The sequence below is a fragment of the Arthrobacter woluwensis genome (assembly GCF_900105345.1).
GTDB lineage: Bacteria > Actinomycetota > Actinomycetes > Actinomycetales > Micrococcaceae > Arthrobacter_E > Arthrobacter_E woluwensis.
The window spans coordinates 261,732-281,865 of the sequence record NZ_FNSN01000003.1; the positions used below are offsets into that span (position 1 = coordinate 261,732).

General features: G+C 69.4%; 20 protein-coding genes. 3 read left to right on the top strand and 17 right to left on the bottom strand.

Translation table 11 applies throughout. The annotated features are described in order from the left end of the window. Positions 1 to 98 precede the first annotated feature (98 nt). The 3 genes from BLV63_RS01835 to lysS form a co-directional block, all read right to left on the bottom strand. Positions 99 to 422, bottom strand: coding sequence for a histone-like nucleoid-structuring protein Lsr2 (locus BLV63_RS01835; RefSeq protein WP_066213296.1), 324 nt, complete (start codon positions 420 to 422; stop codon positions 99 to 101). Between the two features lie 109 nt (positions 423 to 531). Next, positions 532 to 723, bottom strand: coding sequence for a hypothetical protein (locus tag BLV63_RS01840; protein WP_066213299.1), 192 nt, complete (start codon positions 721 to 723; stop codon positions 532 to 534). Between the two features lies 1 nt (position 724). Continuing rightward, a complete protein-coding gene (gene lysS, locus BLV63_RS01845; protein ID WP_066213302.1) occupies positions 725 to 2,182 on the bottom strand; it encodes a lysine--tRNA ligase in 1,458 nt (485 codons plus the stop codon). A 109-nt stretch (positions 2,183 to 2,291) separates the two neighbouring features. Between lysS and BLV63_RS01850 the strand changes: the two genes are divergently transcribed. Both BLV63_RS01850 and BLV63_RS01855 read left to right on the top strand, forming a co-directional pair. After that, positions 2,292 to 3,251 (top strand): alpha/beta fold hydrolase, encoded by a 960-nt coding sequence (locus BLV63_RS01850; protein WP_254780427.1) that lies wholly within the window; start codon positions 2,292 to 2,294, stop codon positions 3,249 to 3,251. A gap of 42 nt (positions 3,252 to 3,293) precedes the next feature. Next, the gene (locus BLV63_RS01855) at positions 3,294 to 4,127 is read left to right on the top strand and encodes an alpha/beta fold hydrolase (RefSeq protein WP_066213305.1); all 834 of its coding nucleotides are present in this window, start codon (positions 3,294 to 3,296) and stop codon (positions 4,125 to 4,127) included. A 95-nt stretch (positions 4,128 to 4,222) separates the two neighbouring features. Here the strand turns inward: BLV63_RS01855 and BLV63_RS01860 are convergent, their stop codons facing one another. From BLV63_RS01860 to dacB, 14 genes are all read right to left on the bottom strand, one after another. After that, entirely contained in the window at positions 4,223 to 5,722 is a 1,500-nt protein-coding gene (locus BLV63_RS01860) for an MDR family MFS transporter (protein ID WP_066213308.1), read from the bottom strand. A gap of 277 nt (positions 5,723 to 5,999) precedes the next feature. Further along, on the bottom strand, positions 6,000 to 6,878 hold the full coding sequence (panC, locus tag BLV63_RS01865) for a pantoate--beta-alanine ligase (RefSeq protein WP_066213311.1): 879 nt from the start codon (positions 6,876 to 6,878) through the stop codon (positions 6,000 to 6,002). Between the two features lie 67 nt (positions 6,879 to 6,945). Beyond that, on the bottom strand, positions 6,946 to 7,917 hold the full coding sequence (locus BLV63_RS01870; RefSeq protein WP_066213312.1) for a Rossmann-like and DUF2520 domain-containing protein: 972 nt from the start codon (positions 7,915 to 7,917) through the stop codon (positions 6,946 to 6,948). Then, a complete protein-coding gene (locus tag BLV63_RS01875) occupies positions 7,910 to 8,395 on the bottom strand; it encodes a DUF3180 domain-containing protein (RefSeq protein WP_244907358.1) in 486 nt (161 codons plus the stop codon). The genes BLV63_RS01870 and BLV63_RS01875 overlap by 8 nt, the downstream gene beginning before the upstream one ends. Before the next feature lie 11 nt (positions 8,396 to 8,406). Next, a complete protein-coding gene (gene folK / locus BLV63_RS01880; protein ID WP_066213318.1) occupies positions 8,407 to 8,901 on the bottom strand; it encodes a 2-amino-4-hydroxy-6-hydroxymethyldihydropteridine diphosphokinase in 495 nt (164 codons plus the stop codon). Further along, entirely contained in the window at positions 8,898 to 9,320 is a 423-nt protein-coding gene (gene folB / locus BLV63_RS01885) for a dihydroneopterin aldolase (protein ID WP_169795516.1), read from the bottom strand. The genes folK and folB overlap by 4 nt, the downstream gene beginning before the upstream one ends. 5 nt (positions 9,321 to 9,325) lie before the next feature. Next, entirely contained in the window at positions 9,326 to 10,231 is a 906-nt protein-coding gene (folP, locus tag BLV63_RS01890) for a dihydropteroate synthase (RefSeq protein ID WP_066213321.1), read from the bottom strand. A 6-nt stretch (positions 10,232 to 10,237) separates the two neighbouring features. Next, a complete protein-coding gene (folE, locus tag BLV63_RS01895; RefSeq protein WP_066213324.1) occupies positions 10,238 to 10,861 on the bottom strand; it encodes a GTP cyclohydrolase I FolE in 624 nt (207 codons plus the stop codon). Positions 10,862 to 10,883: 22 nt separating this feature from the next. Next, positions 10,884 to 12,911 (bottom strand): ATP-dependent zinc metalloprotease FtsH, encoded by a 2,028-nt coding sequence (gene ftsH / locus BLV63_RS01900; protein WP_066213327.1) that lies wholly within the window; start codon positions 12,909 to 12,911, stop codon positions 10,884 to 10,886. 175 nt (positions 12,912 to 13,086) lie between these two features. Then, positions 13,087 to 14,613: a glycoside hydrolase family 32 protein gene (locus tag BLV63_RS01905; protein WP_066213330.1), complete on the bottom strand. Its 1,527-nt coding sequence runs from the start codon at positions 14,611 to 14,613 to the stop codon at positions 13,087 to 13,089. 338 nt (positions 14,614 to 14,951) lie between these two features. Beyond that, entirely contained in the window at positions 14,952 to 15,503 is a 552-nt protein-coding gene (gene hpt, locus BLV63_RS01910; protein ID WP_066213334.1) for a hypoxanthine phosphoribosyltransferase, read from the bottom strand. 17 nt (positions 15,504 to 15,520) lie between these two features. Then, a complete protein-coding gene (gene tilS, locus BLV63_RS01915; RefSeq protein WP_254780429.1) occupies positions 15,521 to 16,834 on the bottom strand; it encodes a tRNA lysidine(34) synthetase TilS in 1,314 nt (437 codons plus the stop codon). Beyond that, positions 16,827 to 17,933 carry a zinc-dependent metalloprotease gene (locus BLV63_RS01920; protein WP_066213337.1) on the bottom strand — a complete coding sequence of 369 codons (1,107 nt, stop codon included), beginning with the start codon at positions 17,931 to 17,933 and terminating at the stop codon, positions 16,827 to 16,829. Before BLV63_RS01920 ends, tilS begins: the two co-directional genes overlap by 8 nt. A gap of 65 nt (positions 17,934 to 17,998) precedes the next feature. Next, a complete protein-coding gene (gene dacB / locus BLV63_RS01925) occupies positions 17,999 to 19,408 on the bottom strand; it encodes a D-alanyl-D-alanine carboxypeptidase/D-alanyl-D-alanine endopeptidase (protein WP_066213340.1) in 1,410 nt (469 codons plus the stop codon). A 178-nt stretch (positions 19,409 to 19,586) separates the two neighbouring features. Here dacB and BLV63_RS01930 point away from each other — a divergent pair, with 178 nt between their 5' ends. Next, positions 19,587 to 20,075, top strand: coding sequence for an inorganic diphosphatase (locus tag BLV63_RS01930; RefSeq protein ID WP_066213343.1), 489 nt, complete (start codon positions 19,587 to 19,589; stop codon positions 20,073 to 20,075). Positions 20,076 to 20,134 lie beyond the last annotated feature (59 nt).

A 20,134-nucleotide genomic window follows, 5' to 3' on the forward strand; every position in this document is an offset into this window, starting at 1 on the left:
CTTGCGCGGACATGGAAGAAGGCACGGGAACGGACACGGAAAAGGCCGGCCCGGGACTCTGAAGTCCAGGACCGGCCTCGAAGCCGTCGACCCTGAGGTCAGCTGTTGGCCTTGTGGTACGCCTCGATGATGTCGGCGTGCACGCGGCCGCGAGAGCTGACCTTGTAGCCGTTCTCCTGAGCCCACTTGCGGATCTGGGCGGTGTCCTGCCCCTTCGCCGCGGCGCGCTTCGGAGTGCGGGTGGTGCTGGTCACCCGGCGGGCGACAGTGATGTATTCCTCAAAAGCGCCCCGGAACTTCTGAGCATTTTCAGCGGAGAGATCAATCTCATAGTTGTTTCCATCCAGCCCGAAGCGGATGGTTTCATCGGCTACGCCGCCGTCGACGTCGTCGACAAGAATGATTTTGACTCGCTGTGCCATGAACTATGGCTCCCATCGTGTGGTGGTTAAAGCAGGTCATACGACCCGTATTGGCTGCGCCCCCGCACTAAAGTATGGACGAATCAATTCAATGAGTCAATAATCCGGATTAGTCAGCACTCGAATTATTCGCCGAGCCGCCGGATTCACCGTTGTTATTCTTTGCCCTGGCGTCCCACTCTTCCTCCGCCTTGGCGAGCGCCTCACGCTCCGAACGGTCCGCATTCAGCAAAGCGCGGATGGCGAACCAGAACAGCAGGCCGACGACGAGGGACGGCAGAATAACGGCGATGTATTCCATATCAGTTCGCCTCTGGCTTGAGGAGGGGGAAGAGAATCGTCTCGCGGATTCCGGCGCCGGTGAAGAGCATCACCAGCCGGTCCACGCCGAGGCCGATGCCACCCATGGGCGGGGCGCCGTATTCGAGGGCGCGCAGGAAATCCTCGTCCAGCTGCATCGCCTCGTCATCGCCGGCGGCGGCCAGACGGGACTGTTCCGTCAGACGCTCGCGCTGGATCACGGGGTCGATCAGCTCGGAGAACGCGGTGCCGCGCTCCATGCCGCCGATGATCAGATCCCAGGCCTCGATCAGCCGGCCGTCTTCGCGGTGCGGGCGGGCAAGCGGCTGGGCCGACGGCGGATAATCGTAGACGAAAGTCGGATTCAGCAGGGTCGGTTCCACGATCTCGCCGAAAAGCTCCACCACGAGTTTTTCCGCACCCCATGCCGGGTCGATCTTCACGTCGTGCTTTTCAGCGATCGCACGCAGTTCTTCCTCGGTGGTGTCCGGGGTGATTTCCTGACCCACGGCACTGGAGAGACCGGGATAGACACCGAGCCAGGCCCATTCCCCGCCGAGGTCGATTTCGCCGGCCTCGGTCTGGATCACGCGGCCCGCGCCTATTGCGTCGGCAGCGTCCAGGATGATCTCTTTCATGCGCTCGGCCATCACGAATTGATCGGCCCACGCCTCATAGCATTCCAGAGTGGTGAATTCCGGGCTGTGCGTGGAATCGACGCCCTCATTCCGGAAGACGCGTCCCATGTCATAGACACGTTCGATCCCGCCCACCACGGCACGCTTCAGATAAAGCTCGGTGGCGATGCGCAGGGTCATCTTCTGGTCGAAGGCGTTGAGGTGGGTCTCGAACGGGCGGGCCGAGGCGCCGCCGTGGACCAGGTTGAGAATCGGGGTCTCGACCTCCACGTAGCCGTGGCGGTTGAGCGTCTCGCGGATGGACCGCGTGATCGAGGCGCGGGTGTAGACCATCTGGCGTGCTTCGTCTCGGACCAGGAGGTCGACGTACCGCTGACGGACACGGGTCTCCTCGTTCAGTCCGGCGTGCAGCACGGGCAGCGGGCGCAGAGCCTTGGAGGCCATCCTCCACGACTCGGCCATGATGGACAGCTCGCCACGGCGGGAGGAGATGACCTCGCCCTTGATGAAGACGTGGTCGCCCAGGTCGACGAGCGCCTTCCACTGCGCGAGAGCCTCCTCGCCCACCACGGCCAGGCTCAGCATGGCCTGGAGGCGGACGCCGTTGCCGTCCTGGAGCGTGGCGAAGCAGAGCTTTCCGGTGTTGCGCACGAAGACCACACGGCCCGTGACACCCACGATGTCCCCGGTGGTCTCATCGGCCACGAGGTGGGCGTACTTCTCACGGATCTCGCCCAGGGAGTGAGTGCGTTCCACCCCCACCGGGTAGGCCTCCATGCCGAGCTCGAGCAGCTTCTGGCGCTTCTCCTGGCGAACCCGCATCTGCTCGTTCGCGTCGGAGGCCTCGGAAAGGGGGGTGGGGTTTTCAGCAGTCACAGTCCCTTAGTTTACGTGACGCAGAGGGCACCCACCTGGACGCTAGCATGGGGTCGTGAAGTTCCGGAAGGTCCTGGAAGTTCCCCGCACCGAATCCATCGTCCGTGCCGGGGACGGGGCGGAGTTGGCGATGGACAGTTATGGCGAGTCGGACGCGGACCGGAGCCTCGTCGTCGTCGGCGGGGCGTTCCTCACCGCGGCGCTCTACCGGCCCTTCGCGCAGGCCTTCGTGACCGCCCTTGAATCCGAGGACGACGGCCGCAGCTGGTCCGTGCACGTCTACGACCGCCGCGGGCACGGCCAGTCCCCCGAGCAGGGCCCCGACTACGGCATGGACCTGGAGATCGCGGACCTGGAGGCCGTGCTGCGGCACACGGGCGCGAAGCACGTGCTGGGCCATTCGCTGGGCGGTGCCGTGGTGCTCAACGCCGCACGGCACAGCGGCTCCGGCCTCGGCGTCTCGCGTCTCTCCGTCTACGACCCGGCGGTCAACATCGACGGCAGCACCCCCGTGGACTGGCTGCCCGCCTTCTCCCAGGCGGTGAACGACGGCGACGTCCCCCGCGCCATGGCCCGCATGCGGCGGGGCATGCTGCCGGGCACCGCCCTCTCCAGGGCGCCCGAACCGATCCTCGGCCTGCTCTTCGGCGCGCTCGGCCGGACCAAGGCCAACAAGGTGTTCGCGGAACTCATGCCCGCCTCTGTCGGGGAGCTGAAGGCGGCCCTGGAGGAGGAGGCGCACGCCGAGGACTTCGCGGGCATCGCGCAGGAATGCTGCATCTTCTACGGCGCCCGCAGCCCCGAGTACTTCAAGCAGACGGCGCGCCTCCTCCATGGTTCGGTGCCGGGTCCGCTGCGCCAGGTGCCGCGCTGCGTGCACGGGTCCGTCCCGGCCGTCGGCAAGCGGCTCGTCACGGCCCTCGCCGAGTTCCACGTGCACGGCGCCCGCGAGGAACAGCATCGCGGGCGGAAGCGGAAGTCGCCACAGCGCGGGACGGCGGATGCCGCCGCCTGACGGGTTCATGACTCGTCCAGGCTGCTCCGCTAGGCTCGTGACATGAAGCGTGAGTTGGTGCGCACCGCTGACGGTGCCGAGCTGGAACTGAACACCTACGCCGGGGGCGAGGACGCCGCGGGGCCGGGCGTCGTCGTGGTGATCGGATCGCTGGTCACCGCCGCCGATTACGCCAAATTCGCCAAGGCCCTCTCCGAGGCGCTGAAGCGGCCGGTCCACGTGCTGAACCGCCGCGGCCAGGGCAAATCGACGCCGCAGACCGACTCCTACTCCCTCGAGCAGGACGTCGAGGATCTGAAGGCCGTGCTGGAGCACACCGGCACGCGCGATCTCTTCGGCCACAGCTTCGGCGGCGCGCTCGTGCTGCATGCGGCCCGCAGCATCCCCGTGGACCACCTGGCCGTCTACGACCCGGCCGTCTCGATCGACGGCAGCGTCCAGGCGCCGTGGATCGGCGAGTACGAGGCCGCCCGCGCCGCCGGCGACACCGAGAAGGCCCTCGCGATCGTGATGCGCGGCCTGGAACCGCACGGCGCCCTGTCCCGCATGCCGCTGCACATGCTGACGCTCGGCAACAAGCTGACCGCCACCACCGGCTTCGGCAAGGAGATGCGCGAACAGCTCCCCAACGGCGTCCGCGAGATCAAGGCCATGATCGCCGCCGACATGTCCGCCGAGCCGTTCCTGGAACTGCCGCTCGAAACCCTCATCATGGTCGGCGAAAAGAGCCCGGCGTACTTCGGGGTGGCCTGCGGCCGTCTGCACGAGGTGCTGTCCGGCTCCGCGTACAGCGTGATCCCCGGCCTCGGCCACGACGGGGTGAACCGCGCCCCGGCCCGCCTGATCGAGCCGCTCGCGGAGTTCTTCGCGGGCTGACGCCCGCTCCTGCTCGACGAGTTAAACGAACCGGCCGTGTCCCCTCAGCTGAGGGGACACGGCCGGTTCTGCGTCACGCCTGTGGTCGGCCGCGGTCAGTGATGACCGGCGCCTTCCGTCCTGCGCATCATGGCGGAGAGCACGACGGCGAACACCGCCACGCCGGCCGCCGTCAGGAACGCGATCCGCGTGCCGTCCAGCAGATCACCGTGCAGGGCGGTCCCCGCCGCGAACAGCGCCACGAGCAGCGCGGTTCCGGCCGCGCCGGCCACCTGCTGGAGCGTGCCCAGAATGGCGGAGCCGTGCGAGTACAGCTGCGGCGGCAGCGGGTTCAGACCGTTGGTGAACGCCGGGGTGAACAGCAGCGCCAGCGAGAAGTTGAGCACCGTCTGGATGACCGTGACGTACCAGATCGGCGTCGACGCGTTCATCATGGCGAACTGCCAGAGGCACAGCACCATGAGGGCCGAGCCGGTCACGGTCAGCGGACGGGGGCCGATCTTGTCGTACATCCGGCCGATGAAGGGACCGGAGAGTCCCATCGCCAGGCCACCGGGCAGCATGACCAGACCGGTCACCAGGGGCTCCGCGCCCAGCACCTTCTGCAGGAACAGCGGGAGCAGGATCACGGTGCCGAACAGCGCGATCATCGCCACCACCAGGAGCAGCACGGAGACCGTGAACATCCGGTGGCTGAACGCCCGCAGGTCCAGGAGCGGAGCGCCGGTCCGCTGGAGGACCAGCTGGCGCCAGACGAACAGGCCCAGGGAGATCACACCCACGGCCAGCGCCACGACGGCACCCGAGCTGGGACCCGCCTGACCACCGTGGCCGCCGCCGATCTGGCTCAGGCCGTAGACCACGCCACCGAAGGCGGGGATGGTCAGGAGGACCGAGAGCATGTCCAGGCGCTGCTGGCCCGGCTCACCCACGTTCACCAGGTACTTCGCGCCGACCAGCAGCGCCACGACGGCCACCGGCAGCACGAAGATGAACATGAAGCGCCACTCGAAGTGCTCCAGGATCAGACCCGAGACGGTCGGGCCGAGTGCCGGCGCCACCGACATCGCGATGGTGATGTTGCCCATCACCATGCCGCGCTTGTTCATCGGGACCAGGGTCAGGATGGTGGTCATGAGCAGCGGCATCATGACGGCCGTGCCGGTGGCCTGCACCACGCGGCCCAGCAGCAGCACCCCGAAGCCCGGGGCGATCGCGGCGATCACGGTGCCCAGGGTGAACAGCCCCATCGCAAGGAAGAACGCCTTGCGGGTGGTCAGCCGTTCCAGGATGAAACCGGTGGTCGGGATGACCACGGCCATGGTCAGCATGAAGCCGGTGGAGAGCCACTGGACCGTGCTCTCGGAGACGTCCAGCGCGGTCATGAGGCGCGGCAAGGCCACGTTCATGATGGTCTCGTTCAGGAAGACCGTGAAGGTCGAGACCAGGAGGACGCTGATGATCACGACGACTTCGCGGGAGAGCTTCTCCGGCGCACCCGCCTCGGGCGCGGTCAGGGTGGCCTCGGGCGGTGAGTCGTACGCGGCGGGCGCGTCGAGCGGCCCGCCGGAGGGGTTCTTGATGTCAGAGGTCATGTCACGTCCTTGCGAGTGAATCAAAGGGGAGCGAGATGCCGCCGGACCGCCGGCGTCGGGGAACGACGGACTGCGGGACCGGCAACGGTGGTTTCCCGGACGGGAGAGGGGACAGGACAGGCCTGACACCGGAGCTCTTCCGAGCGGGAGGGATAGCGGAAACGGCGATCAGGGCACGGCGAAGCCGGGCCACGGAAGCCGGCACACCGCATGGCGCACTCCGAGCATTTCCAGGGAGTCCCTGACAGAGGACTCCGGGAGGAAGGCTGGGTCTCGCCTAGGCAGAAAGCGGTGTGTTATCGATCAGACGCACAGAACCAAGCTTAGCCGCAATGATGGCCAGAGCGTCACCCCTGAACGGGGTGAATTTGCAGTTCTCCGCCAGCGGCTCGAGCGTGCGCGGGTCCACCACCTCGAAGTAGTCGAGCTCGACGCCGGGCGCGGACCGCACCAGGTCGGCGGCGGACTCGAGGTCGAGGGGCTCGTGGGCGGCGGCCCGGGTCTCCAGGAGCCGCAGCGCCCGCGAGAGCACCAGGGCGGATTCGCGCTGCTCGGGCGAGAGGAAGCGATTGCGGGAGGACAGGGCCAGCCCGTCGGCGTCCCGGACGATCGGCACGGGCACGATCCGCACGTCGAAATCGAGATCGGCGACCATCTGCTGCACCAGGGCGAGCTGCTGTGCGTCCTTCTGACCGAAGTACGCGCGGTTCACCGGCACGGGCGCGTGCGCCAGGTGCAGGAGCTTCGACACCACGGTGAGCGCGCCGTCGAAGTGCCCGGGACGGGAGGCGCCCTCCCACTTGCCGCCGAGCGGTCCCGCCGTCACCCGGACGCCCGGCTCTCCGAGCGGGTACATCTCCTCCACCTCGGGGGCGAAGACGAGCTGCACGCCGGCCTCCTCCAGCAGGGCGAGGTCGGCGTCGAGGGTGCGCGGGTAGCGCTCCAGGTCCACGGCCTCGCCGAACTGCAGCGGGTTCACGAAGATGCTGACGAGGGCGAGGTCGTTCTCCCGGGCCGCCTGGCGCGCGAGCGTGGCGTGGCCCTGGTGCAGGGCGCCCATGGTGGGCACGAACCCGGCCGAGGAGACCCCCGATGCCGCCGCCTCCGCCAGGCGGGCACGGAGTGCGGCCTTGGTGGTGACCAGTTCGATGCTCATGAGGACCTCTTCTTCAGCCTGCTCCGGCGCAGGGCCGGATCAGGGACGTGATGTGCTGCGGGCTCCCTCAGCCCAGGACATCACCCAGCGCCGCGGCCTGGTCCGCCCGGAGGCGATCCTGGCGGACGGCGCGCTGAAGAGTGGCACGGGCCATGGAGAGATAGGAATCCAGGATATCGTCGCCCGGAGCCTCCGGCTGTCCGTCACCGCGTCCCGGGGCGTTCCGGAGCAGACGGTCGCGGCCGGTCAGCGCCTCGCGATGGGAGGACACGGTGCCGGCGTCGCCGCGCGACACCGGACCGGTGAGCGCGGACTCGCCCGAGACGAGGGCGTTGTCCAGGGAGGCACGAAGCAGCGGGCCGAGGAGGCGCTCCGGGTCCTCGACACCGATCTCCCGCAGCACCTGCGCCGCCTGGGACGCCAGGGTGACGAGGTGATTGGAGCCATGGGCCAGGGCCGCGTGATACAGCACGCGCTGCTCCTCCGGGATGACCACGGGCTCGCCACCCATCTCGATCACGAGCGCCTGGGCGATCGGGAGCATGGCCGGATCGGCGCTCACCCCGAAGACACAGTCCTGAAGGCGACCGAGATCCAGACTCAGGCCGGAGAACGCCATGGCCGGGTGGATGGCCAGCGGGATGGCGCCGGCCGCGCGGACCGGATCCAGCACGCCGACGCCGAAGCGGCCCGACGTGTGCGCCACGAGCTGGCCGGGACGCCATGCCCCGAGGGACGCCAGGCCCGAGACCAGCTCGCCGAGGACGTCGTCCGGCACGGCCAGGAGCACCAGGTCGCTCGCGGCGACGATCTCGCCGGGCTCCAGCACGGGGACGCCCGGCAGCAGGTTCTCGGCCCGTTCCCGGCTCGCCTCGGACACGGCCGCGACCCCGGAGATCCGGTGTTCCGCCGAGCGCAGGGCGGCTCCGAGCACCGCGCCGACCTTCCCGGCGCCGATCACTCCGACGCGCAGGCGTCCGGCGCGCGAGCTGCCGTCACCGGCGCCGGTCGACGCCGGACCGTTCACCGGCTCAGGCATACTCACCCTCGGTCCCCTTGTCCTTGCCGCCGTCCGCGCCGCCGTCGTCCTCCGGAGGGATGCGGCAGAAGCGCTCCACGATCAGTCCCACCACCAGCATGACCACACCACCACCCGCCATGACGGCGGCCGTGATGACATGGTCCACGGAGCTGGAGTACTGCAGGAACTGCAGCTGCTCCAGCAGGATGCCCAGATGCCAGCCGAACAGCACGGTCCCCGCGTACGCCCCGGCCTGCGCCAGGATGAGCGTCCGGGCGGCCAGGATCGGGTCCAGCTGCTTCTTGACCTTGGCGGTCTTCCAGCGGTGCACCCGCCAGCCCAGCAGGAAGGTCAGCAGCGCGATCGCGAGCATGCTGAACACCGCGGCGAGCGGGAGCAGCGGCACCGGCAGGCCGTACCGCTGCACGATCATCGAGACCAGGAGGCCCACCACCAGGAAGGCGAGGGCCAGCCCGGCGAGCTGGGCGGGTCGCATCAGGCGCATGATCAGTACTCGTCGTACTCGTCGACGTCGGGATAATCGGCCGCGGCCAGCGCCAGTTCGCGCACCGGGGTGCCGTTCAGGGTGGCCTCGGGATCCATCGCGGCCCACGGGACCAGGACGAACGCGCGCTCGGCGGCACGCGGGTGCGGCAGGGTCAGGACGGGATCGTCGCTCTGGACGTCGCCGAAGACGATGACGTCGACATCCAGCGTGCGCGGCCCCCAGCGGACCTCGCGCACCCGGTGATGCATCTGCTCGACGGCCTGGCAGTGGGCCAGGAGGTCCAGCGGTTCGAGCTCGGTGTCGACCGCCAGGACCATGTTCAGGTAGTCGGGCTGGTCCTCGGGACCGCCCACGGCCTTCGTCTGGATGACCGGTGAGATGTCCACCAGGTGCACCGCCGGGTGATTCACCAGATCGGCGACGGCGGCGGACAGGGTGCCCTGACGCTCGCCGAGGTTGCTTCCGAGGGCCAAGACGGCTCGGGTGCGGCTCATGCGGAACCTCCTTCGAGTCCGGGGAAATCGGCACGGGAACGGGACACCACGACGGCGACGTCCCCGAACGGCACTTCGATGGGCGCCTTGGGCTTGTGCACCGTGACCTCGACGGCCTCCACGTCGAAGCCCTCCAGGACGGCGCGGGCGATCAGGACGGCCAGCTTCTCGATGAGGTTCACGGCCGGGCCCTCGATCACCGCGGTCACGGCTTCGGCCACGAGTCCGTAGTGGGCCGTGTCCTCGACCTCGTCGGTCTCGGCCGCACGGCGGAAGTCCCGGCGCATCACCAGGTCCACCACGAACGGCTGGCCCTCACGGCGTTCGAAATCGAAGACCCCGTGGTAGCCGGTGGCGGTCACGCCGCGGAGTTCGATCCGGTCCAGCGTGCGGACGCCGCCGGTCTCCCCCGCGCTCATGTGGCTCACGCCGCCCAGCGCGCGGCGACCTTGACCGCGTCGAGGTTCGGGCCGACGTCGTGCACGCGGACGGCCCAGGCGCCCTTCCCGGCGGAGAGGGCCGTGATGGCCAGCGTGGCGGCGTCGCGCTCCACGGGAGCGGCGGCCTTGCCGGCCGAGGTGAGCAGCTCACCGAGGAAGCGCTTGCGGGACGCGCCCACCAGGACGCGGTGACCCAGGTCCTGGAGACGGCCCAGGCCGCGGAGGAGTTCCCAGTTCTGCTCGCCCTGCTTGGCGAAGCCGAGGCCGGGATCGAGGATGAGGCGCTCGTCGGCGTGGCCGGCGCTCCGGAAGCGCGCGCGCAGTTCCTCGAGCTCGGCGACCACCTCGGACACGACGTCCGTGTAGTCGGCCAGGGAGTCCATGGTCTGGGAGTCGCCCCGCGAGTGGGTGAGGATGTACGGCACGCGGCGCGAGGCCACGAGCTGGATCATCTCGTCGCTGACCCGCTGGCCGGAGACGTCGTTGACGATCGCGGCGCCGGCATCCAGCGCGGCCGCGGCCGTGGAGGCGTTGACCGTGTCGATGCTGACCAGGGCCCCGGCCTTCACGAGTGCCGCGACCACGGGGAGCACGCGGCGCTGCTCCTCCTCGGGGCTCACGGAGTCCGCGCCCGGGCGGGTGGATTCGCCTCCGACGTCCAGGATGTCCGCACCGCCGTAGAACATGCGGAGCCCATGCGCGATCGCGGAGTCCGCGGTCGTGTGCTGACCCCCGTCGCTGAAGGAATCCGGCGTCACGTTCAGCACACCCATGACCAGCGTGCGGTCCTGGGGGAGGTCTTCGAATCGGGCTGCTGCTTTGGCTTTCCGGATCACGGGCAAAGGATTGGTGGCCGGGCCGGTTCCCGGTGCTGCGGCAAGCGAGTCCATAGGGTATTACCTTCCGAGTATCAGGCTCATGGCTTCAGCTCGTGTGGCTGGGTCGTGCAGCTGCCCGCGGACCGCGCTGGTGACGGTCTTGGCGCCGGGCTTGCGGATGCCCCGCATCGACATGCACATGTGTTCGCATTCCACGACGGCGATGGCGCCGCGCGGCTTGAGGTGGGTCACGAGGGCTTCCACGATCTGCGTGGTGAGCCGTTCCTGCACCTGCGGCCTGCGGGCGATGATGTCCACGAGGCGCGCCAGTTTGCTCAGCCCCGTCACCATGCCGTCGTGCGAGGGGATGTACCCCACATGCGCGACGCCGTGGAACGGGACCAGGTGATGCTCACAGGTCGAGTAGAACGGGATGTCCTTGACCAGCACGAGTTCCTCGTGGTCCATGTCGAACATGGTCTGGAGGACCGATCCCGGGTCCTGGTGGATGCCCGAGAACATCTCGGCGTAGGCACGCGCCACCCGGGCGGGGGTGTCGGCCAGGCCGGAGCGGTCCGGGTCCTCCCCCACGGCGATCAGGATCTCCCGGACCGCCGCCTCGATGCGCGGCAGGTCCATGGGGCCGTCCGCTGAGGCGGCGTCCGAGGCAGTGTTGGGGACGTCGTCGTCGATGTGAGTCACCTAAGCATCCTAGCCGTCCGGCTCAGAGACCCTGCGGGCCTTCGGGCTGTCCGTCATCTTCGATCACGTGCGGCGCGGACTCCGACTCGGCCGGGGCCGGGACCTGCTGGGCGGCCAGCTGGGCCTTTTCGCGGCTCGACTGCACCGGCGCGATGTGCTGCACCGGGCGGGACTCCTTGGAGAGCCAGATCGGGCGCTGGACGGGCTTGCGCACGCCCGCCGTCAGGCGCTCCACATCGGCCTGGTTGATGGTCTCCTTCTCGAGGAGCTCCAGCGCCATGGCGTCCAGGATGTCCCGGTTCTCGGTCAGCACGGAGTACGCCTCGTCGTGGGCGTCGTCCAGGAGCCTGCGCACCTCTTCGTCGACCAGGGCCGCGAGTTCGTTGGAGATGGTGACTCCGCTGTCATCGCCGCCGCGCCCGGCGCCCATGACGTTCGAGACGCCGCCGGCCACCTTGATGGCGCCGACCTTCTCGCTCATGCCGAGCTCGGTGACCATGCGGCGGGCCGTGGTGGTGGCCTGCTCGATGTCGTTGGAGGCGCCCGTGGTGGGGTCGTGGAAGACGATCTCCTCGGCCACGCGGCCGCCCATGGCCCAGGCCATGCGGTCCAGGAGCTCGTTGCGGGTGTAGCCCTGCGGATCGTCGTCCGGGACCACCAGGGTGTAGCCGCCGGCACGGCCGCGCGGGAGGATGGTCACCTTGGTGACGGGCGGGGCGTTGTGCAGGGCCGCGGCCACCAGGGCGTGACCGCCCTCGTGGTACGCGGTGATCTTGCGGTCGTGCTCCTTCTGCGTGCGGCTGCGGCGCTGCGGGCCGCCCATCACGCGGTCCACGCCCTCGTCCAGGGCGCGGTCGTCGATCAGGTCCGCGTTGGAGCGGGCCGTGAGCAGCGCGGCCTCGTTCAGCACGTTGGCCAGGTCGGCGCCGGTGTAGCCCGGGGTCTTCTTGGCGACGGCGTTGAGGTCGACGCCGGGGGCCAACGGCTTGCCCTTCGCGTGCACCTTGAGGATATCCTCGCGGCCCTTGCGGTCCGGGGCGTCCACGGGGATCTGACGGTCGAAGCGGCCGGGGCGCAGCAGGGCGGGGTCCAGGATGTCGGGGCGGTTGGTCGCCGCGATCATGATGACGTTGGTCTTGGCGTCGAAGCCGTCCATCTCCACGAGCATCTGGTTCAGGGTCTGCTCGCGCTCGTCATTGCCGCCGCCGATGCCGACGCCACGGTGACGGCCGACGGCGTCGATCTCGTCCACGAAGATGATGGCCGGGCTGTTGGCCTTGGCCTGCTCGAACAGGTCACGGACACGCGAGGCGCCCACGCCGACGAACATCTCGACGAAGTCCGAGCCGGAGATGGAGAAGAAGGGGACCCCGGCCTCGCCGGCGACGGCGCGGGCCAGCAGGGTCTTACCGGTGCCGGGAGGGCCGTAGAGCAGCACGCCCTTCGGGATCTTGGCGCCGAGGGCCTGGAACTTGCCGGGCTCGCGCAGGAACTCCTTGATCTCGTGGAGCTCCTCCACCGCCTCGTCGGCGCCGGCGACGTCCGCGAAGGTCACCTGCGGCATGTCCTTGCTGAGCATCTTGGCCCGGGACTTGCCGAACTGCATGACCTTGGAGCCGCCGCCCTGCATGCGGGACATGAGGAACCAGAACAGGAGGACGAGCAGCAGCACGGGCAGCAGCAGGGACAGCAGACCGGAGAACCAGTTGCTCTCCACCGGCTGGTCCTGGAAGCCCTTGGCCGGCTTGGCGTCGTTCACCGCGGTGACGACGTCCTTGGCCCGGGCGTCGACGTACTTGAAGTAGACGTCCTTGCCCTTGTCCTGGCCGTCGACGCTGAGGGAGTCCTTGAGGGTGAGGTTCACCCGGTTCTCGCCGTCGATGATCTTGGCCTGGTCCACCTTGCCCGACTGGGACAGCAGCTCGAGACCCTTGTTGGTGTCGATCTGCGCGGGTCCACCCGGCGCGAACGTGGCGAAGGCGAGGAGCATGATGGCCACCGCGACGGCGATCCAGATCCAGGGACCCTTGGCGATATTTTTGAGTTTCATCTACCGGGGCGTGTGCCCCATCCCTCCTGCGAATGCTTGGCCCGAGCACGGCGCTGGACCCAGTTCTCTGGAATCTAGCTTTACACCGTCTCCACCATCAGACGCACATCGGATGCGAAAAGTTCCCTCAGGGCGAAAGTGGGGCGCCTCCGTGCGCCGGAGGCGGCGCGGGCCGTCAGCTCAGGAGGTCCACCTCCAGCGAATCCAACACCGCGCCCGCGCCGCCCGTGAGGGACGCCCCCACCTGGCCCGGTCCTCGGAACACCAGATCCGTCAGGACGACGAGGCCGTCCTGGGCGAAGATCTCCACCGAACCGCGGTCCAGGATGATGTCGAGCCGCAGAACACCGTCGCTCGGGGCGACCCTGACCCGCTCCACGGACGCGAACTTCTCGTGGAAGGCGACGTCGCCGCTGCTCCGGCGGTCCAGGCTGAGCACCCCCTCCTCCGGCGAGTAGCGGACGACGGCGGCCCGCTCGCCGTCGTCGAACAGGCGCAGGGTGAGGGGGGCGGCGTCCGGCCGGACCGCCAGGCGGATGCGCTGCGCGGCGTCGTCGGGGAAGTCCGCCAACGCGAAGGGTTCGCCCGGTTCCAGAGCGACGTCCCGGGCCCGCTGAAGACGCTGACCCGCGCCGGACTCGGGAAGGACCGGCTGCTGGGCGAGCCGCAGGCCGTCCGGCGTGGAGACCAGGGCGGCCCGCCGCGCGAGCGTCATCCCGGAGCGCCACGGGTCCGTGGGCGTCTGGACGGCGTAGTCCCAATTGCTCATCCAGCCGATCAGGACGCGGCCCTCGCCGGGGGCGCTGTCGAAGGAGACGGTCGCGTAGCAGTCGCGCCCGTGGTCCAGCCAGAGGCAGTCCGCGAGGCGGCGCGCCGGGGACACGTCCGAGGCAGGGCCGTCCGCGTCCACGGGGCCTTCGGCCAGGAGGGACCCGTGGTCGGGGGTGAAGCGCACGCCGTCGAAGTCCCCCACGAAGTACTGGCCGCCGGAGCCGCCCGCCACGCCGCCGGGGTTCAGGTTCACGAGGAGGACCCACTTCTGCCGGCCCGGACGCTCAGGGTCCGGGAGCGGGAAGAGGTCGGGGCACTCCCAGACGCCGCCGATGGCGTTGGCCGGCCCGAACTCGCTCAGGAACTCCCAGTCCCGCAGGTTCTCCGAGCGATAGAGGACCACTTTCCTCTCCAGCGCCTCGACCGCCACGAGGAGCCAGAAGTCACCGGCGGGATCCTGGCAGCGGATGACCTTGGGGTCCCGGAAGTCGCTGGAGGCCCGGTCCAGCACCGGATTGCCGGCGAACTTGGTCCACGTGAAACCGCCGTCGAGGCTGTAGGCGAGAGACTGCGCCTGACGCCCGGCCAGGGGGTGGGGCGCCTCGTAGGCGCTCGTGTAGATCGCCACGAGGGGCGGCTGCTCGGCGGTGCCGAGCCGACTGGTGTTCCGCGCGTCGAACACGGCGCTGCCGGAGAAGATGGCCTCGCCGTCCTCGCAGGGGATGGCGACGGCGTGCTCGTCCCAGTGCACCAGATCGACGGACGTGGCGTGGCCCCAGGACATGTTGCCCCAGACGTTCCCGAACGGGTTGTTCTGGTAGTAGAGGTGGTAGAGCCCGTGGTGGTAAATGAGGCCGTTGGGATCATTGAGCCAGGTGCTCGCCGCCGTGTAGTGCAGGACGGGGCGGCGGTCCGGAGTCTCGAACCTCACACGTGTTAGGTCAAGGGTGTCGAGAGAGGCGCAGGGGTTGTGGGGCATGGAGACATTAAACGGCATCCGGGCCGGGAAGGGTAGCCGGGGTGATGGCTCGGGAGCCCGAGCGGCCATGACCGGGACCCGTGAGTTCCCTCTCCCCAGCCCCCCGCTCTCTGGAATCCACTGTTTCCGCGCCCAGATTCGTCATTTGCGCCTCAATTGGGGCGCAAGAGGGGAACTAGGGCGCAGGGCCAGGCGAAGAACATGGACCTGGACAGCACGGAACCCCGCCCTGAACACCTCCGGCTGTTGCAGCGCGGGCGGTGTCCGGACGGGGTTCCGGAAGAAGGTGCCTACTCGTAGACGTGCGGGGCCAGGCTGCCCACGAAGTCCAGGTTGCGGTACTTCTCGGCGTAGTCGAGGCCGTAGCCCACCACGAACTCGTTGGGGATGTCCTTGCCGACGTACTTGACGTCGATCTCGACCTTGGCGGCATCCGGCTTGCGCAGCATGGTGCAGATCTCCACGCTCGCGGGGCCACGGGACTCCAGGTTCGCCTTGAGCCAGGAGAGGGTCAGGCCGGAGTCGATGATGTCCTCGACGATCAGGACGTGCTTGCCCAGCAGGTCCGTCTCGAGGTCCTTGATGATGCGGACGACGCCGGAGGACTGCGTGCCGGAGCCGTAGGACGACACGGCCATCCAGTCCATGGTCACGTGGCTGTGCAGCGCCCTCGCCAGGTCCGCCATGACCATGACGGCGCCCTTCAGCACACCCACGATCAGCAGATCGCGCCCTTCGTAATCCTTGTCGATCTGAGCGGCGAGTTCCGTGATGCGCTGCTGGATCTCCTCCTTGGTGAGAAGAATTTCCTTGAGATCTGCCTGGACGTCCTGCGAATCCACCCTGACTCCTGTTGTTTCTAGCCTTGGCCTGTCAGTCCCGCGTCTGCCGCGCGACCCCCGGTACTCCTGAGCACCAGTTTCCCATACTCCCCGCCGCCCCTGCGCGCCCCTTTGGGCCTCGGCAGGCGATGCACGCTCACCTTGCCCGGCAGCTGCACGGGACCCGCGCTTCCCTGTCGTTTCAGGAGTGCGACGGCGGCCTGGAGCCTTTCATAGCTCGGCGAACCGCCGAGCGCGGTCACCGCGAGTGCGACGACTCTCACACGCAGCGCCTCCGGAAGGTCGCGGAGCCCCTGCTCGGGAAGCTCGAGGGCGCCGTCCTCACGAATCACCGCCAGTGCGGCGAAGTGCCGGTCGGCCTCGGCGTCCAGGTAGGCGGCGTCCGCCGCGAGGATGTGGGCCGAGCGGTGCAGCGACTCCGCGACGCCGGGTCCTAGCTGCTGCTCCAGGAAGGGCAGCACCACGGTCCGCACGCGGGAGCGCGCGAAGGCGGGATCGGCGTTGCTCGGGTCCTGCCAGGTCTCCAGCCCCTCCGCCTCGCACACGGCTTCCGTGTCCTCGCGGCGCAGGTCCAGGAACGGCCGCAGGTAGCTCCCGCCGGAGAAGTCCCGACGGCGGGGGATGCCCGACAGCGCGCGAGTCCCGGAACCGCGGGCGAGGGCGAGGAGGACCTGTTCGGCCTGGTCGTCCAGGGTGTGGCCGAGCAGGACCACCTGGGCGCCGGCGTCACGGGCGGCCGCTTCCAGGGCTTCATGCCGCACGGCCCGGGCCGAGGCTTCGGGACCGTCCCCCGTGTCCGGGACCGTCACGGCGACCACCCGGACGGGGTCCAGACCGAGCTCCCGCGCCTGGTCCGCCGCACGCCGGGCGACCTCGGCGGACCCTTCCTGCAGCTGATGATCCACCACGACGGCACCGGCCTCGAACATACCGCCTCGGGCATAGAAAGCCGTCGCGGCGGCCAAGGCGAGGGAATCGGGGCCGCCACTGAGAGCGACGAGCACCCGCAGAGGCCCGTCACCTGCGGCATCCTTGGCCTGCTGACCACGCGCCATATTCCTCGGCAGGTATCCTTCGCCCTCCAGCGCCTGACGCAGGTGCAGGCGGGCCGTCCCCAGGACCGGCGCGAGCCGCCCCTTGCTGCGGCGTCCGCGGGGCCGGGTGCCAGGGGCGGAGGACGCGTCGGCATCAGCCCCGGCGGACTCAGGGTCTCCGGCGGCGGGCCGGACAGAGGAGGACGCGGAGGGTGCGGTGCCGGCGGCGTCCACCGAGCCGGGCACAGCGGTCGTGACGCCTTGCGCGGGAGCCGGCGGGAACTCCGCCTCAGACACCGCCGGCGAGCCCCATGCGCACGAGCCAAGTGTCGGCGTCGTGGATCTCGGCCTCGGTGGGGAGGTTCTCGGGGCGTTCCCAGACCTTGTTGAAGCCCTCCATCCCCACGCGGTCCACCACGGCGCGGACGAAGCGCGCGCCGTCCGTGTACTGCCGCATCTTGGCGTCCAGACCGAGCAGACGCCGGAAGAACTTCTCCACCACGCCGCGGTCCTTGCCGCGCGCACTGAACCGCTGCCGGATGGTGCGGACACTGGGCACGACGTCGGCGTCGACCGCGTCCATGACCACATTGGCGTGGCCTTCCAGCAGGCTCATGATGCCGGTGAGGCGCGACATGATCGCCTTCTCCTCCGGGCCCTGCAGCAGGTCCGTGATCGAGCCCTTGGGGGCGTCCGGGTCCTGGCGTTCCTCCTTCAGGGACACCACGGCGCGGGAGGCCCGTTCGAGGAAGGACCCGGCGTTGTCCACCAGGGAGCCGCTCAGCTGACCGATCTGCTCCATCATGAAGCCGGCCAGCCACGGCGCCGCGGCGAACTGCACGCGATGGGTCTGTTCGTGCAGGCACACCCAGAGGCGGAAGTCGTCCGGGTCCACCCCCAGCTGTCGTTCGATCTCCACGATGTTCGGCGCGACCAGGAGGAGACGTCCCGCCTGGCCCTCACCCTGGTTCAGATGGGCGGAGAACGGCTCGTACTGGCCGAGGACCTTGCTGGAGAGGAAGGCCAGCACCGAACCCATCTGCGCCCCGGTGATCGCCCCGCCCACCTTCGCGCCGCCAGGGGTCATGTCCTTGGCCAGCCGCTCCCGGAACGCGTGCAGGGCCGGCGTCATCATGGCCGCGAAGCCCTGCGTGTTGGCCTTGGACCAGCCGGCCCGGTCCACCACGAGGACCTGGGAGTCCCGCAGATCCCGGGCGGCTTCGAGACCGGTGATGCGGTGGACATGCTCCACCGAGGCGTCCGCCTTGGCCCGGATGTCCTCCACCGCGGCGGCGATCTCGGCCGGCCGCAATCGGGGGCCTGCCGGTGCGAGCCGCGCCGCGGTGGCCGCGGCCAGGTTCCAGTCGATGAGTGCGGGTGTGGACTGAGAGCTCATGTCACCATCCTGCCCTACCGGGCTGACAGTTCACCGGGCTTCCGGTCCGACGCGGGTGGAGCGTCTCAGCGGCAGCCGCAGCCGGCCAGCACGGTCGCCGAGTCGTCGAGGGCGGCCTTGTTCCCGGCCGCGCCCGGGGTGAGGCCGTTGCCGATGAAGGAGAAGACCAGGAGCCTGCCGTCCGCGTCCACCACGTAGCCGGAGAGGCTCAGCACGGTGTTGAGCGTGCCGGTCTTCGCCCGGACAAGGCCTGCGCCGCCCCTGCTGGAGGCGTCTCCGTAGCGGGCGTTGAGGGTTCCGCTGAGGCCCGCCACCGGGAATCCGTCCAGCGCGGAGCGCAGGGCGGCGTTGGAACCGGTCGTCATGAGCCGGATCAGCGCCGCGAACTGGGCGGGGCTCACCCGGTTGGCGGCCGACAGCCCACTCAGGTCCGCGATCACCATGCCGCGTGTGTCCAGTCCGAGCTGATCGAGTTCACTCCGGACGGCCGCGATCGCGCCGGCATAACTTCCGGGACGGCCGGACTTCACGGCGACCATCCGCCCCAGGACGTCGGTCAGGAAGTTGTCCGAGTGCTGGAGCATCCAGGACACCTGTTCGGCGACCGTGGCGGACTCCACGCCGGCCAGGACCTCGCCCGACCCGGCCTTGCCGCCGGCCACGAAGGTGAGAGGGCTCCCGCCGGTCGCGCCCGCCGTGGTGAGCGCGGCCAGGAACGCCTTGACCACGGTGGCGGTCTGATCCTGCGGGCGCGGTCCGGTGAGCACATCGGGGTCCGTGCGGGCGGAGTTCAGCGCCATCGGTGCGACGGGAGCGGTCTCCCCCGCCTCGACGTCGCCCGGGTCCACGGCAGGGTTCAGCGCCGGGCCGCTGAACAGCCCGTCGTCGCCCGCCACCGACACCTTGCCCTTCACCCCGGCCGCCCGCAGCTGCGCGACCGTGCGGGTGGCGAGGGTCGCCAGTCCGGCGTGGCCCATGATCTCGTCCGGCTGCGAAGTGCCCGCGGTGAGCAGCACGTCTCCCCCGCCCCGGATCGTCAGGGAGGACGGACCCGTGCGGACGACCTCGGTCGTGAAGCGGCTGTCCGGGCCGAGAGCCTGGAGCGCCGCCGCCGCGGTCAGGAGTTTCATATTGGACGCCGGAGTGCGAGCCTCGCCCGCGGTGCGTGAATACAGCACCGCCCCCGTCTCCGCGTCCAGGACCTGGGCGGAGAAGCTCCCCGCGCCGTCGGGCACCAGGGTCTTGGCGAGCAGGGCGGACAGCGCGGACGACGACGGCTGCGGCGCCCCGGAGCGCAAGGAGCCACTCTGCGGGGCCGGGGTCGAGGGCGGCAGCTGCCAGGGCGGGGTGCTGACGGCGGGCCCCGGCATGGCCGGGAACGAGGCGCCGGACCAGTGGAATCCGAGGGGGACGATCAGGGCCAGCAGCACCAGGACCAGGAGTGCCGAACCCGCGGCGCGCGCCACCCTGCTCATGTGCGTGAATCCCCTGTCACCGTCCCGGCCCGGCGGCGTCATGGGCCTGCTGCGGGCTGCCCGGCCGGAGAAAATCCCAGGCCGTGGCTATATCCTCAATAGTAGTCGGCGGCAGGGTCATCAGCCTGCCGCTCAGTACCTCACGCCGCGAGGCGGCACGACAAGCTACGGAGTTCCCATGAAGCACGACGTCACGATCGAGATCCCGCGCGGCTCCCGCGTCAAGTACGAAGTGGACCACGAGACCGGCCGCGTCCGCCTGGACCGCGTCCTCTTCACCTCGATGCAGTACCCCACCCACTACGGTTTCTTCGACGACACCCTGGGTGAGGACGGCGACCCGCTGGACGCCCTGGTGTACTACCCGGATGTGGACCTGTTCCCCGGCATCGTCATGGAAGCCCGCCCGATCGCCATCTTCAACATGGAGGACGAGGCCGGCGGCGATGCCAAGGTCGTCTGCGTGCCGGCCGACAAGCGCTTCGACCACCTGCAGGAGATCGGCGATCTGGACGAGTTCCTGATCAAGGAGATCGAGCACTTCTTCACCCGCTACAAGGACCTCGAGCCGGGCAAGTGGGTCAAGGCCGCCGGCTGGTCGGACCGCGCCGCCGCCGAGGCCGAGCTCCAGGCCTCCATCGAGCGTTTCCAGGCCCAGGGCCACTGATCCCCGCCGGGGCACGCCCCGGCTGCACGACGACGGCGACCCGCCGCGCGACTGTCACC

Bases quoted from the DNA above. Each gene is read 5' to 3' on its own strand.
- BLV63_RS01835 (WP_066213296.1), bottom strand. From the start codon at position 422: ATGGCACAGCGAGTCAAAATCATTCTTGTCGACGACGTCGACGGCGGC.
- BLV63_RS01840 (WP_066213299.1), bottom strand. From the start codon at position 723: ATGGAATACATCGCCGTTATTCTGCCGTCCCTCGTCGTCGGCCTGCTG.
- lysS (WP_066213302.1), bottom strand. From the start codon at position 2,182: ATGCGGGTTCGCCAGGAGAAGCGCCAGAAGCTGCTCGAGCTCGGCATG.
- BLV63_RS01855 (WP_066213305.1), top strand. From the start codon at position 3,294: ATGAAGCGTGAGTTGGTGCGCACCGCTGACGGTGCCGAGCTGGAACTG.
- BLV63_RS01860 (WP_066213308.1), bottom strand. From the start codon at position 5,722: ATGACCTCTGACATCAAGAACCCCTCCGGCGGGCCGCTCGACGCGCCC.
- panC (WP_066213311.1), bottom strand. From the start codon at position 6,878: ATGAGCATCGAACTGGTCACCACCAAGGCCGCACTCCGTGCCCGCCTG.
- BLV63_RS01870 (WP_066213312.1), bottom strand. From the start codon at position 7,917: ATGCCTGAGCCGGTGAACGGTCCGGCGTCGACCGGCGCCGGTGACGGC.
- BLV63_RS01875 (WP_244907358.1), bottom strand. From the start codon at position 8,395: ATGCGACCCGCCCAGCTCGCCGGGCTGGCCCTCGCCTTCCTGGTGGTG.
- folK (WP_066213318.1), bottom strand. From the start codon at position 8,901: ATGAGCCGCACCCGAGCCGTCTTGGCCCTCGGAAGCAACCTCGGCGAG.
- folB (WP_169795516.1), bottom strand. From the start codon at position 9,320: ATGAGCGCGGGGGAGACCGGCGGCGTCCGCACGCTGGACCGGATCGAA.
- folP (WP_066213321.1), bottom strand. From the start codon at position 10,231: ATGGACTCGCTTGCCGCAGCACCGGGAACCGGCCCGGCCACCAATCCT.
- ftsH (WP_066213327.1), bottom strand. From the start codon at position 12,911: ATGAAACTCAAAAATATCGCCAAGGGTCCCTGGATCTGGATCGCCGTC.
- BLV63_RS01920 (WP_066213337.1), bottom strand. From the start codon at position 17,933: ATGAGCTCTCAGTCCACACCCGCACTCATCGACTGGAACCTGGCCGCG.
- dacB (WP_066213340.1), bottom strand. From the start codon at position 19,408: ATGAGCAGGGTGGCGCGCGCCGCGGGTTCGGCACTCCTGGTCCTGGTG.
- BLV63_RS01930 (WP_066213343.1), top strand. From the start codon at position 19,587: ATGAAGCACGACGTCACGATCGAGATCCCGCGCGGCTCCCGCGTCAAG.